The sequence below is a fragment of the Gordonia sp. NPDC003422 genome, assembly GCF_053588675.1.
On record NZ_JBSFQL010000025.1, the window covers coordinates 28,911 to 41,856 of the forward strand.

Sequence of the window (12,946 nt, forward strand, 5' to 3'; positions counted from 1 at the left end):
CCACCTTGACGTCACCTCGCACCAGGACCCGATATCGTTACCGTGGCGGTCGGATGGAGATTTGCAGTGCGACAGGAGTTGTCGATGGACAGCAAAATGCCCTCCGAGCGGCTTCGTAGGCTCGAATCCAACTGCGACAACGCCGGGCGCTGGGGTCCCGACGACGATCTCGGGACTCTGAACCTGATCACTCCCGCAGTGCGAATCCGAGCCGCCAGTCTGGTGTCCGAGGGAGTTACGGTTTCGCTCGCATCCGACCTGCAACTCCCGGCGACACAGCACAGCGACCTCCTCGTGTCGCATTCCATCGATTCAGAACCCGCCGTGCCGGATGCGATCGTCGACGAGGTCACGCTGAACGTCCACGGGTGGGGAACCCACATCGACGCGCTCGGGCATTTCCACCTCAACGGTACGACCTACAACAATCGCACCGTCGACGACATACTCGGACCCGAGGGCCTGAGGCGAAATGCGGTGACCGCCATGCGAGACGGCATCTTCACCAGAGGCGCGTTGCTCGATGTCGCGCGCACGCGCGGTGTTCCCTGGCTGGCTTCCGATGAATTCGTGACCGCCGCCGATCTCGACCGTGCGGAGGCAGCCACCGGGCTGACTGTCGAATCTGGTGATGCCGTCATCGTTCACGTGGGACTCGACGCGCGCCTGGCGGCGGCTCCCGATGCAGACCCGAACGTTCGCGCAGGCCTGGACACGTCCGCGGTTCTGTGGCTGTCCGAACGCGACGTCGCGATCTTCGGCGGAGACTGTATCGAGCGGCTCCCGTCCACCGACCCCGATCTCGCACTTCCGCTCCATCAACTCGGACTCGCGCGAATGGGCCTCACGTTCCTGGAGTGGCTTCGACTCGACGACCTGCTGCGGACCGTCGAGCGATTCGGCCGCAACACGTTCCTACTGACCGCCGCACCCCTCGCGATCACGTGCGGAACCGGATCCCCCCTCAATCCGATCGCCACCTTCTGAGGTGATCCAGGCTCAGACGTGTACCGACAACAGCACGATCGCGGCATGCTCGCGAATCGCGGACCATTGTGAGGACAACGCAGTCATGGCGGTCGGCACATCGGTCGCATCGATCGGGAACATGCGCTCAGCGGAGAATGTACTCCTGAGTGCGACATCGATATTCGGCCACACGCTCAACGCGTCCTCGAGCGGTGCATAGTCGAGCCCACACCATCGTTGCGATCCCGCATAGTGATCGGTCAACACGTCAAGGATCGTGGCCTCGGCGCGTTCGTCGGGTGCGCTTTCGGAAAGGACCGCGACGACGGTGGTGAGGTGGCCGCGCTGGGCCAATAGTTTGGCGGTGGCGGCAGTATCGCCGTGTGGGCACGATCTAAGGACAGCGATCAGATCGCTGGTTGCCGCGCCCCAATCGGGAGCGGCCGTCGCATCGGGATTCACATCATCGATGAAGAGACAACGAACACTGTTGTCCGGCATGGTGTTCTGTAATCGACCCTCGGCTTCGCAACATGCTGCGCGGACTGATCGTTCATACCCGTCGAAAACGTCGATCCAGGTCGAGCCACCGAGTCCGCCCGCCGCGGTGATCCGGGACGCGACGTGATCGCCGACTCGCGGTGTCTCGACCTCCCAATGCCGGTCACCTGTGACGATCACGGTGACCGTCGGCCAGAGCACCAGCATGTCGCGGGAATGCAGACCCCCGACCTCTACACGATCGATCGTCGTACCCGGACTACAGCGTTGGATCTTCTCCACCGCCGCGACCACCTGATCGGCCAGGAGACTCTGAACGCCGTGCCAATCGACCGACACGTCAGGCCAACGAGATGCCGAGCGCATCCGCGAGCACCCGCACCATGTGTTGCACACCAATCTCATTGCGCCCCAGCACCATGTGGTCGTGTTGACCGCGTCGGGCTCCTTGACTGCACTGCGGGAGCATCGCAAAGTCTTCGTCACGGACTGCCGCATGGACCTGCGCGAAGATGCCGTCGTACATTTCCCGCTGTTCGTCGGTGGTCGCCGGGTAGCGCGCCATCCAACTGTGCCGGACGGTGCATTTTCCGGCGGCTCCGTCGGGCAGGATGTCGATCACCTCGACCCCGACCGGACTGTTCGCGAGGATCAGATTGGGATAGATCCAGTAGATGAGGCCCATCTGTGCCGACGGCTCCCACATATCTCCGCCGGCCTCGGTGCCATCGAGGTCGGTGATCCACTTGAACGGGAACCCGATTCGGTGGTGGCGGCCGAACTCGTCGTAGACATGTGTGTTGGCAATGGTGTTCTGTCCAATCACGCTCTTGCCGTGCACGAACGGAAAGTGATATCCCTCGGCGAAAGCCTCAAGGGCACCCTTCCAGTTCACCTCCGAATTGAGCATCTTCTCGTCGTGGTACTGGAAGGCCCCGTAATTCCATTGCGCCAGTTCCATGTTCATGGGACCGAGATGAGCGTCGAGGTCCATCTGTGCGCCTGTGGTGAGGACCGCCCAGATCCATCCGTGGCGCTCTTCGGTCGGCAACTCGACCAACCCGTAGGAATCCAAATCGACGTCGTCGAACCCCGCCTTGCCCGGCACGCCCTTGAGTTTGCCGGTGTTGTCGTACACCCACGCGTGATACGGACAGGTGAACCGACGGGCATTGCCCGCACCGCACGCAGGCATGGCTCCGCGGTGTCTGCAGTAGTTGAGGAACACATGTGCCCGGCCGTCACGATCGCGGGTTATCAGCAGCGAGTCCTCCATCACCTGGCGCACGACATAGTCGTGCACATTCGAGATCTGCACCGACGCGAGCACCGCGATCGGCGTGCGCCGGAGGATCGTCGACTGCTCGATGTCGGTGAGTTTGTCGTCGGAGTAGTAGCTCAGCGGAACGCGCATTGTCGACGGTGCGACGTCTGTCGTCCCGGCGAGCGCCAGATCCAATCCACGACGAGTCAGTTCAGGTCCGAGGGGCGTGCAGTGGTCGAGTTGGGCTGTCATACCCTGCGACCATACACTCTTTGAGTTGACTGTCTAGTCGCATTCGCCTGGTCGATCGCGTCGACCAGTCCTGGTTGACTGGAGCGATGCGTACTCACGGTTGGGGCGGAAACACCCCTGCGTCCGACTCCGAAGCCATCGAGCGGATACTTCGTGCGACCTGTGAGCTCATGGACGAGGGCTCGCCCAATCCGTCAATTCTTCAAGTGGCAAAGCGAATCGGGGTCACTCGGCAGACGATCTACCGCTACTTCGCCAACAGCGATGAACTGGTTCGCGCCGCCGCGGAGCATTCGAGTGTCGAGTTTCTCGACGACCTCGCGTCGGCCTTGGCCGGTATCGGCAATGTCTCGGAGGCTGTCGTCGAGAGCATCGCGGTCACCCTCGAGATGCTTCGCTCGAGCAAACGCTTTGAACTTCTCTTCACCGCAGGCACCGATAACGTTGTCATCGCCGCAGTCACCTCGCCCGAGGCCGTCGCCCTGGGCCGGTCGATAGTCGACGGCTTCGATGTGGACTGGAGCGGATGGACCGAAGACGATCGAAACGAACTCGTCGAACACATGCTGCGTACGCTGCAGTCGTTCATCGTCAACCCGGGGCATCCACCGCGTGAGGGCACAGAACTCCGCGGCTACCTGCGTCGGTGGGTGGCACCCCGTTAGGTGACCGAGCCGCATTCACCGTCATCGGCGACGATACTGTGAACGGATGCATTCCGAACGACGTCAAGAGGTGCACCTCGTGAAAGCCATGCCGCGCAGAGTTCTTGGACCGTTGATCGCGGCTGCGCTCGTCACTCTCGGCAGCCTCGCACCTGCCGCCGGTTTCGGTGTTGCACAGGCTATTTCGCCTGACGAATCCCAGGGTCGGATCACCGATGCCAGTAGCGACGCCGAGGTTGCCGCTTATGGATACCGCGATCTCACGATGAACCGGATGACCCACGCTGCCGCGCGTGACTACTCGGCCGGCAGAAAGACCGCCGTGGCCGCCACGAAGGCGATCAGCAGCCATATCTCGGGAGGGCGATACTGTGCGGCAGCACAGATGGTCAGCCGGGCGTTGACGGAACAGGGTGCCACCAGCGGAGCAGTACAGACCTTCTACTTCCGAACTGGCTGCATCAGCGCGCCGGCTGTCACCCACGAGGGTCCGAGATCCTGACTCAGATCGCCGGATCCGGCGCACTGAGGTCGGAGACGAGCTGGCGTGCCTGCGAGTCAGCGACCCACCTGCCGACGTCGTCGGCGATCGTGGAGGTGGGAAGAGCGCGGCCGCGCTCAGGAAACCGCGTTTGTGGTAAGAAAACGCACATGCGGCCAGAAACCGCTGGCGCGCATCGGGTTTCTGACCCGACACGCAGTTTCTGGGTTCACGACACGCCGACGAGCACTCGGGCGAGGGTGGTCGTCCGGCCTTGGGCCGCACAAGAAGTAGGGGAAGAAGTTTCCTCCCCTACCCTTGGAGTCCTCCGCGCGAAATTTCGCGGGGAGGACTGGGAACTTAGGGGAGGAAGTTCTTCCCCTAGATTTTTCGGCACGACGCATGCGTATTTGCACAGGTCAGAGGCCCGGCTACCGAACTCTGCTGATCAGCCAGCAGCAGCCGCCAGTCGATTCAGAGTGTCCTCCAGTTGATCCTTCGAGACCAACGGGAAGCCGACCTGCTGCAGGAGATCCTTGTCGGTGACCTTCGACCAGTCGTAGGTGTGGCGGACGAGGGTGGCATCGGGTCCCTGCGATTCCAGCTCCCACAACCATTCCCACCCGGGTGGCTCGGTTCCCGCCGGCGCGGTCTTCCATGCCACGAGCTTGTCCTTCGCGTACCCCGTGACGTGGTTGTCGGTCTTGTACTCACCGCCCATGTGTGGCCCGTCCATGTTGACGGTGAACACCTCCCCGACCTCCTGTATCCGGTCGGCATGCTCGATGCTTCGCATGAAACCCGAGCCGTCGATCTCGAGGTGTCGGCGCGGATTGCTGATGACATCGAAGATTCGGTCGACGGGTGCGTCGATGACTCGTTCCACGGTGATACTCGTTGATTCGCTCATTCCTCCACCGTGCCCAAAGATCGGCGAATGGGCAACGATGCAGGTTGTGGGGGTCGAGCGGGCAAGCTCCACCCCGAAGCCCGACACCAAGACCGTCCGATCATCTGCCGCGAGCACGAGGCCCTACTCGGCCGGTTCCCAGAGTTCGATCGGTAGACCTTCGGGATCGTGAATCCGGGCGAACCGCCCGATCTCGCTGTCCCAGTCGGCATTTCGTTCCACTGCGATTCCCGCCGACTCGAGTCGGTCAACCAGATCGTCGAGATCGGTGACCCGAAGGTTCAGCATGAAGGGCTGTTCGACCGCGAAGTAGGTGCTGTCAGCAGGGAATGGAGCAAAGACCGTCATCCCCGACTCCTGTTGCCACACCGTCCCTTGGCCATCCTCGCCCGCGCCGATGCCGAGATGCTCGGAGTACCACGCGGCTCGAGCCTGCGGATCACGACTACGGAAGAACAGCCCGCCTATTCCAGTGACAGCCATGTCTCCGAGACTATCTCCACAGCACGCAGAGAGACCACGATCAGGTGACCGATGGGCCTGCGTCACGGACCTCGTCGACCTTGCTCATGGCCTCGCGCAGCTCGCCGAGCCAGGAATCCGTATGTTGCCCAACGAGCTTCACGCACCACGACAACGCGTCCGCGCGGCTACGGGCGACTCCCGCGGCGACCAATGTGTCCAAGACCTGGCGTTGTGGCTGCCGTAGTCGGGTCATCACCGGAACGGCGAGGTGAGTGAACAGTTCGGCGGAGTCGCCGCAGCGCACGCCCCAAGCCACCTTGCGGCCGAATCGGCGCTCAGCCTCCTGAGCAACCTCGATGCGCTTGTCCCGGGTCGATTCCCGGAACCGTGCAATCCGGCCGGCCTCCGCTTGTCGCTGATCGACAGGTTCGGCGCCGGACTCGACATCTGGCGGATCGATGGTTCCGATGATGGTGATCTCCTCGCGGTCCACCCGGACCTCGGGGGCGCTGGTGAACAGGTCGTCCGGCAAGCGTCCCGTAAGCCATCCGGATACCGCTGATTCACTGTCACTCATGGCGACCTCCTTGATTACTTGTAATCATTGATACCACGTAATCCACCAGCGAGCGAGCCTCGGACATGCCCTTCTTGACGCGCCGGGGCCATAGAGCAATACTTAGGTATATGACTAAGTATGACGAAGACGTCGACGCGTTGCTCCGCGCTCTCGCGGACCCGACGCGACGCGCCGTCGTCGAACGATTGGCCAAGGCCCCGGCCGTGGTGTCCGAGCTCGCGGCACCCTTCCCCATGGCCTTGCCGTCGTTCATGCAGCATCTGGGCATCCTCGAAAAGGCGGGAATCGTGCTGTCCCACAAGCAAGGTCGCGTTCGCACCGTCAGTCTGAGACCGGGCGCCCTTGACGCGTTGCATCTATGGCTCGGCGAACTGCGGACACCCGCAGAAGACCAGGCCGACCGACTCGGCATCCACCTGACCCGCACCGCCGGAAAAGAAGGAGATCTGACATGACAGTCGTTCGCGTCGATATGTTCACCTCGCTGGATGGCCGGACCGCCACGGCCGGCCTGTCCCCGGACAATCCGATGGGTGAGGACTGGGCGCGCCTCACCGCCGCCTGGGCTGCCACGCGCACGTTTCACGAGCGCGTTTTCGGTGACACCAGCGGTACCGGAACCACCGGAGTCGATGACTCCTACGCCCAAGCTCATTTCGAAGGGATCGGCGCCGAGATCATGGGTGCGGCCATGTTCGGCCTGCACACGTTCCCCGACGACCCGGACTGGAAAGGTTGGTGGGGCGACGAACCACCGTTCGGCACACCGGTCTACATCCTGACCCACACCGCACCCCGGCCGTCGATAACCATGCAGGGCGGAACCACCTTCCACTTCCGCAACGGCCCACTTGATGATGTCCTTGCCGAGGCATCTTCCGCTGCAGGAGGTTTGGATGTTCGCGTCGGCGGTGGCGTCGGCGTCATCCGCGATTTCGTGACGGCCGGACTCGTCGATCAGTTGCACCTCATGGTCGCACCGATCATCCTCGGTCGCGGAACTCACCTGTGGGATGACCTGCCGGGCCTCGACACCACCCACAAGGTGACAACGGAAGTGGCCGAGAGTGGCACGATCCACGTCACTTTCGCGCGGTAGGAGACGATCATGACCAGTGAACGTCGTCTGGCCCGTGCCGAGTTCACCCTGACGCGCGACTACCCTGCCCCCGTCGAGCGCGTGTGGAACGCGTTTGCCGTCGAGCAGGAGAAGCTCGCATGGTGGGGCGCCGGCGATGCCATCGAGCCCGGCGAATGGATCTTCGATTTCCGTGTCGGTGGACGCGACGTCGCCGAAGGCAAATTCCACGATGGCCCGGTATCCCGATACGAGGCGACCTACACCGACATCGTCGAGCACAACCGCATCGTGACCACCTACGACATGTGGATCGACGGGGTTCACATGTCGACGTCGGTGGCGTCGTTGGAGTTCGACCCGATTGGGGACCTCACCACGTTCACCCATGCAGAGCACGGCGTGTTCTTCGACCAGTTCTGGGCTGACGGACCCAACCGCGAAGTGGGCACCCGCGGACTGCTCGATGCCCTTGACCACTATCTCGGCGGACGGTGAGTTTCGTCCGATCCACTTATCTCTCACACGTGAGGTGGAAGAATCAGTGTCCGGGCCGGGCTCGAACAACTGGGAGCACAGATGAGAGCGATCACGCCCAGAAGGTCACGCACCCGCTGCATTGCCGCCATCGCATTCGGGAGTGCAGTGCTCCTGACCATCGCCGGGTGTTCGTCGGAATCGTCTGAGTCCACGCCGTCGTCGGTCACCGGCAGCACGACCGCCGACACCGCGGCGGACGTCCTCACCCCCGTGACCGCGAACGCGATCGACGATCCGATTCCGGTCGTCGGCTCCGATGGCAAGACCCACCTCGCCTACGAGTTGCTCCTGACCAACGTGATGTCGGACCCGGTCGCTGTTCGCTCGCTCGAGGTCAGCGCGTCCGGGCAGAAGCTGCTCGACCTTCAGGGCACCGCATTGACCGGAATCATGCGCAGGGGCAGTGGACAACCCGGCCTCGAACTCGCCGGCGGCGAATACGCCCGACTCACCCTCGACGTTGCGCTCCCAGACGGTACGGCCGCGCCGAGTTCGCTGTCCAACATTCTGACCGTGGCACCCACCAAGCCGCAGCCGCCGCTGGTGCCCGCGGTGATCGCCGAACCGATCACCGTGACTGTCGCGCAGCAGAAGGCCGTATTACTGGACCCGCCCCTTCACGGAGCCGGATGGCTCAACGGCGACGGCTGCTGCATACCCAGCGCACACCGGACGGCCGCCAACCCGATCAACGGAAGGCTCTGGCTTGCAGAACGTTTCGCGATCGACTGGGTACAACTCGACGCCGCGGGCAAGCTGTTCGTCGGCGACCGGTCAAATCTCGCGTCATAGCCGTACTACGGTGCCGAGATCCATTCGGTGGCTCAGAGCACGGTGGTCGGCGTGGTCGACGACCTCCCCGACCAAACACCCGGCGTCGATCCGACCGGTCTGCAACTCGATCAGTACGGGGGCAACCACGTCGTCGCCATGATCTCCGAGGGCGTCTACGCCTTCTACGCACATTTGAAGCCGGGAAGTGTGCGGGTCAAGGTCGGCGACAAACTGAGCGCCGGGCAAGTCATCGGCCTGCTCGGCAACAGCGGCAATTCGGACGCACCTCACCTGCACTTCCACACGATGAACGGACCAGATCCGTTGCGGTCCTCCGGCATTCCCTACGAGTTCAAGGAGTTCACGGTCGCTCATCGCCTGCAGTCCGACGAACAGCTGGAGGCGCTGGCGACGACCGGTGGGCCCGTCCCCTACGCGGCCGAACCGGTCAACAAGTCGGTCACCAATGCCATGCCCATCGATCTGGACGTCGTGAACTTCCCGGGGTCGTCCTGAAGTCAGAGTCCACAATCGGAGCTCTGTGCTCCTTGATCGGTGGCATAGTCTGTTATGGCCGATCACCGGTCTCGTCGTCGCACGTTGCGTGCCACCGCCCTTGCCGCAGCGCTGACGATCGGTGTCACAACCGTCGGGATCGCCACCACACCGGCCGCGGCCGCCCCGGCCGGCTGCGTACCGTTTGGAACCGCACAACTTCCTCCCGGGCCTGCCTCGACCGGCGGCCGCACGGGTTTGGCGGCCTTCCCGACTTATCGCGGGACCCACGCGCCGGTGCGGATCGACCTGCGCTCCAACCACACCCAGTTCAATCGGTACTGGGAGTTCGCGCTCGTCGATGCGCAGCTGCTGACCAGGCCGCGCAGCGCGACGAGCGGTTGGCGAGTCGTCCCGCTCCCCGGATGCCTGCGCGGAAACATCGTGGCCATCTCGGTCGACGACGACGAACTCGTCGGCGTCGGTCGCAGCGGATGGATCTACACGATGGACAACGTCACCAACGGGCCGGTGCTGTGGAATTGGACGTCGGCCTGGGGTTCGCCGCTGTGGTTGGGATCGGGTCGGACGCTGCCCGACGGCCGTGTCGGAGGTTGGGCACTGAGCGTCACGTCGCCGACGAACAACCGCGTGTACGCCGACATCGCCGGACGCGTGCATCCATCCGGTTCGGCAAAGATGACGATGATCCCGGCTCTCACCGGCGATGGCAGCCGTATCACCTACGCCGACCCGTGGTTGCCCAACGACGACAGCTACGAGATCGGCAGTCCGCTCGGTGGCCGGTTCCGGTCGGTGGCGCTCTCGGCCGCCGCGTCAACCACCTTCGTGATGAATCGCTACGGCGACATGTACACGCGGACTTTCGATTTCGACTCCTCAGGTTCGGATTCCGTATTCTTCCGGTACAGCTGGGAGCCTCAGACGGGCAAACCAAGCGCCGCGACACTCACGCAGGAGTATGTGGACCGGTCCACGGCCGCCGTCCAGCTACCCGCGCCGGGCTGGACCCATCAACCCAAGATCACCGGCGAGATCACCTCAGCGATCACCGTCTTCTCCCTCGGGCCTGGCGTCGAAGATCGTGAACTTCGCGTCGAAGGTCGGCGCAATGGGCGAAACGGATACTGGCGCAAGCACATCCACTCACCGTCTTGGATCTTTGTGGAGACGAACACGCCGTTGCTGGGACGGCCCATCGCGAATTCGGCCGGCGACCGATCGGCGTTCACCCTCGCACCACCGAGGCCGTGGAACCTGACCGCATCACTCCCCTCGCGACGTACCCTCGTCGACGGTCAACTCCTCATCGACATCGGTCTGCCGTACAGCGTTGTCGACCCACGATCGCTCGACCAACTCGGGATGCACGCGGCACCGTCGGAGTACCGCTTGGCGGTCACCCACTTCGACCCTGCCGTCACCACACGTGACGCCGTTGTCATCGCACCAGGCGGCAGGCGTATCCCCGTGCTGTTGCACACGGCCGACGGCATGCGGATGACCCCGAGTCTGCCCGGGCTGACGTCGACGCCCCGTCACCTCGTCGGCGCCATCGAGATACCGAAGCAGGCCTTTGCCCATCGGGCCGGGGATCCCGCTCTGAGGCGGTTTGTCGCCACCTGGATGCGCGGCAAGCCGATCGCGCCGATCACACTCAGTGCAACCACACATGATCTGGTGGTGCGCTGATGCTCGGACCCACGCGCGCGAGAACACTCGCTGCCCTCGTGGCGATCATCGCAGCAATGTCCGCGCAAATCATGATCGCAGGACCGTCGGCCGGCGCGGCCAGAACCTACAACTATGTGGCACTGGGTGATTCCTACACCGCGGCCACCGGATACGACCGTGGAAGCGACTCGACATTCGCCCCGCTCGGATGCTTCCAATCGAGAACCAACTACCCACGCCAACTCGTCGGCTTCCTGCGACGTCAACACCAGTTGGGCACCTTCGTCGACGCGTCATGCGGCGGAGCGACGACGGCCCATGCCACCAAGGCGCAGCGCACCCCGATAGGAATCAACCGGCCTCAGCTCAGCCGGATCACCAAAGAGATCAACCTGGTCACGATCGGCATCGGCGGCAACGACGCGGGGCTGATACCGCTCGCGCAGCAATGCGTCGAGTACGGATTGACCAACAGGTCCTGCAAAGCCGCACACGTCAGGGGCGGGGCCGACGACATCACCGCCGCCTTCGCTGTCGCCGAACCCAAGATCGAGGCAGTGATCACGGCGGTGCGCGCACGAGCCGCCCGTGACGTCCGCATTCTGATCGTCAACTACCTGGAGGCGGTCCCCGACAACGGCCGAGGCTGCTTCCCGACAGTCCCGGTCTTGCCGATGGACTCGGCCTGGTTCACTCAGAAGTTCCGACAACTCAACGCGATGCTGGCGACCGCGGCGCGACACCAGAACGCGCAACTCGTCGACACCTACACGCCCAGCATCGGACACAACGTGTGTACTCCGGCACCGACCCGCTACGTGGAGTTCGTGGGGGTTGTGTCGTCGAATCCGGCGTTCTCGCTCGCGGCGCCGCTGCACCCAAACATCGGTGGTGCGCACGCCCAGGCGAGGGCCGTCATCGCGGCAGTTGCCCGCCGGTGACAGCGCCGCGTCGACTGCGCCCGATCGCCAGCACAGTCGCAACGAACAGCCACAGGTAGCTGCCGCAAACGACGACGAACGCGATCGTCTGCCACCACGTCGGGTCCTCGGGTCGCGGCATCATGAACAGCCCGATGTCGTAGCCCCGCCCGCCGGACAGCGGGAACGGCCACGCTAAGGTGACCGCCAGCAGTCCCGCCAGCGCGAGCCAGACCCATGTGGGGCGGGTGCCGGTGGTCCACAGATGGTCCATCGTCACGAGCAGGAGCGGCACGATCCACACCCAGTGATGCCCCCAGGAGAACGGGGAGATTGCGCAACCCGTCATCCCGACCATCGACAGCGCAAGCAGTTCACGGCCTTGATCGTGCGCGACGCGTGCGGCATAGATGCCGGCCCCGCCGACCACTGCCGCGATCGGCAACCACATCCACCCCGGTGCGACGAAGGCTCCGCCGGCGTCGCGGTAGCTCTCGGCGTCGGCGAGCCGCAACATCTGGGACACGAAACCGTTCACCGACTGGTTGGCCATTCCGTCGATCACGCCGATCCGCTCGGAATGCATGACCTTGCCCGTCCAGTAGTGCCACGCGTCGACGGGCATCGCCGCGAATCCCACCACGACGGTGACGGCGAAAGTCGCGAGCGCGGTGGCGGCAGTGCGCCACTGCCGGGTCGCCAGCAGATAGACGACAAAGATCAACGGCGTGAGTTTGATGCCTGCGGCAAGCCCCACTCCGACACCTCGCAGTCGTCCGCTGCGTCGTCCGATATCGGAGATGATCAACGCCACGAGAAGGAGATTGATTTGACCGGCGGCGAAGGAGGTACGCACCGGTTCCAGCGACAGAAGTGCCACGCTTCCGGCAGCCATCAAGCATCCGCAGGAGGCGGACATCCGGTAGCCCAGCAGCCGCATCGAGAGTCCGATCACCGCGGCGATGAGGATCGCGTTGCCCAGGTAGGCAACCCAATCCAGGCCAAGGCTGCCCAGGGCGGCGAGCGGCAGAAACACCACCGCCGCGAAGGGTGTGTAGGTGAACAGCAATTCCAGGGGCCCGACGGTGACGAGTGGTCCGTCGTAGACGGCGTCACCGGACCAGAGTTGTTGCGCCCCGGCCCGGTAGACCTCGATGTCGGTCGCAGAACCGAAGAGTCCACTCGGTCCGCTCACGGTTCCGAGAACGAGGTTGTAGACGATTGTGACGACCGCACCGATGGCGGCTGCGATGACCATCGACCACGGCACGCTCTTGGTGTCACGATCCGGGTCGGATGTGACGGCCGTGCGGTCGACGACGCTCATGACCAGGACTTTAGTCTGTATGACGCGCAC

16 protein-coding genes are annotated in these 12,946 nt (G+C 63.7%); 10 read left to right on the top strand and 6 right to left on the bottom strand.

Going from position 1 to position 12,946, the window contains the following annotated elements:
- Positions 1–84 precede the first annotated feature (84 nt).
- Positions 85–987 carry a cyclase family protein gene (locus ACWDTF_RS19435; RefSeq protein ID WP_449754903.1) on the top strand — a complete coding sequence of 301 codons (903 nt, stop codon included), beginning with the start codon at positions 85–87 and terminating at the stop codon, positions 985–987.
- A 12-nt stretch (positions 988–999) separates the two neighbouring features.
- Here the strand turns inward: ACWDTF_RS19435 and ACWDTF_RS19440 are convergent, their stop codons facing one another.
- Complete coding sequence (locus ACWDTF_RS19440) at positions 1,000–1,836, bottom strand: hypothetical protein (RefSeq protein ID WP_355275611.1); 837 nt, start codon at positions 1,834–1,836, stop codon at positions 1,000–1,002.
- Positions 1,811–2,986, bottom strand: a complete 1,176-nt coding sequence (locus ACWDTF_RS19445) for an aromatic ring-hydroxylating oxygenase subunit alpha (RefSeq protein ID WP_240857077.1) — start codon at positions 2,984–2,986, stop codon at positions 1,811–1,813. The genes ACWDTF_RS19440 and ACWDTF_RS19445 overlap by 26 nt, the downstream gene beginning before the upstream one ends.
- A gap of 86 nt (positions 2,987–3,072) precedes the next feature.
- On the opposite strand from ACWDTF_RS19445, the gene ACWDTF_RS19450 reads away from it, so the two are divergent.
- On the top strand, positions 3,073–3,651 hold the full coding sequence (locus ACWDTF_RS19450; RefSeq protein WP_449754904.1) for a TetR/AcrR family transcriptional regulator: 579 nt from the start codon (positions 3,073–3,075) through the stop codon (positions 3,649–3,651).
- A gap of 46 nt (positions 3,652–3,697) precedes the next feature.
- Positions 3,698–4,153: a hypothetical protein gene (locus ACWDTF_RS19455; protein ID WP_240857079.1), complete on the top strand. Its 456-nt coding sequence runs from the start codon at positions 3,698–3,700 to the stop codon at positions 4,151–4,153.
- A 427-nt stretch (positions 4,154–4,580) separates the two neighbouring features.
- Here the strand turns inward: ACWDTF_RS19455 and ACWDTF_RS19460 are convergent, their stop codons facing one another.
- The 3 genes from ACWDTF_RS19460 to ACWDTF_RS19470 form a co-directional block, all read right to left on the bottom strand.
- Positions 4,581–5,042 (bottom strand): SRPBCC family protein, encoded by a 462-nt coding sequence (locus tag ACWDTF_RS19460; protein WP_240857080.1) that lies wholly within the window; start codon positions 5,040–5,042, stop codon positions 4,581–4,583.
- Between the two features lie 123 nt (positions 5,043–5,165).
- On the bottom strand, positions 5,166–5,525 hold the full coding sequence (locus tag ACWDTF_RS19465) for a VOC family protein (RefSeq protein ID WP_240857081.1): 360 nt from the start codon (positions 5,523–5,525) through the stop codon (positions 5,166–5,168).
- Positions 5,526–5,565: 40 nt separating this feature from the next.
- Positions 5,566–6,084 (bottom strand): hypothetical protein, encoded by a 519-nt coding sequence (locus ACWDTF_RS19470; protein WP_355275606.1) that lies wholly within the window; start codon positions 6,082–6,084, stop codon positions 5,566–5,568.
- 110 nt (positions 6,085–6,194) lie between these two features.
- Between ACWDTF_RS19470 and ACWDTF_RS19475 the strand changes: the two genes are divergently transcribed.
- The 7 genes from ACWDTF_RS19475 (at position 6,195) to ACWDTF_RS19505 (ending at position 11,610) form a co-directional block, all read left to right on the top strand.
- The gene (locus ACWDTF_RS19475; RefSeq protein ID WP_449754905.1) at positions 6,195–6,542 is read left to right on the top strand and encodes an ArsR/SmtB family transcription factor; all 348 of its coding nucleotides are present in this window, start codon (positions 6,195–6,197) and stop codon (positions 6,540–6,542) included.
- Entirely contained in the window at positions 6,539–7,186 is a 648-nt protein-coding gene (locus ACWDTF_RS19480) for a dihydrofolate reductase family protein (RefSeq protein ID WP_449754906.1), read from the top strand. The genes ACWDTF_RS19475 and ACWDTF_RS19480 overlap by 4 nt, the downstream gene beginning before the upstream one ends.
- Positions 7,187–7,195: 9 nt before the next feature.
- Positions 7,196–7,663, top strand: coding sequence for an SRPBCC domain-containing protein (locus ACWDTF_RS19485; protein WP_355275601.1), 468 nt, complete (start codon positions 7,196–7,198; stop codon positions 7,661–7,663).
- 81 nt (positions 7,664–7,744) lie between these two features.
- Entirely contained in the window at positions 7,745–8,497 is a 753-nt protein-coding gene (locus ACWDTF_RS19490) for a hypothetical protein (protein ID WP_449754907.1), read from the top strand.
- Between the two features lie 27 nt (positions 8,498–8,524).
- Positions 8,525–8,995: a M23 family metallopeptidase gene (locus ACWDTF_RS19495; protein WP_449754908.1), complete on the top strand. Its 471-nt coding sequence runs from the start codon at positions 8,525–8,527 to the stop codon at positions 8,993–8,995.
- A 54-nt stretch (positions 8,996–9,049) separates the two neighbouring features.
- Complete coding sequence (locus ACWDTF_RS19500; protein ID WP_449754909.1) at positions 9,050–10,687, top strand: hypothetical protein; 1,638 nt, start codon at positions 9,050–9,052, stop codon at positions 10,685–10,687.
- Between the two features lie 56 nt (positions 10,688–10,743).
- Positions 10,744–11,610 carry an SGNH/GDSL hydrolase family protein gene (locus tag ACWDTF_RS19505; protein ID WP_449754910.1) on the top strand — a complete coding sequence of 289 codons (867 nt, stop codon included), beginning with the start codon at positions 10,744–10,746 and terminating at the stop codon, positions 11,608–11,610.
- Here ACWDTF_RS19505 and ACWDTF_RS19510 read toward each other — a convergent pair.
- Positions 11,585–12,916, bottom strand: a complete 1,332-nt coding sequence (locus ACWDTF_RS19510; protein WP_240857089.1) for a glycosyltransferase 87 family protein — start codon at positions 12,914–12,916, stop codon at positions 11,585–11,587. The two genes, ACWDTF_RS19505 and ACWDTF_RS19510, sit on opposite strands and share 26 nt — an antisense overlap.
- Positions 12,917–12,946: the final 30 nt, after the last annotated feature.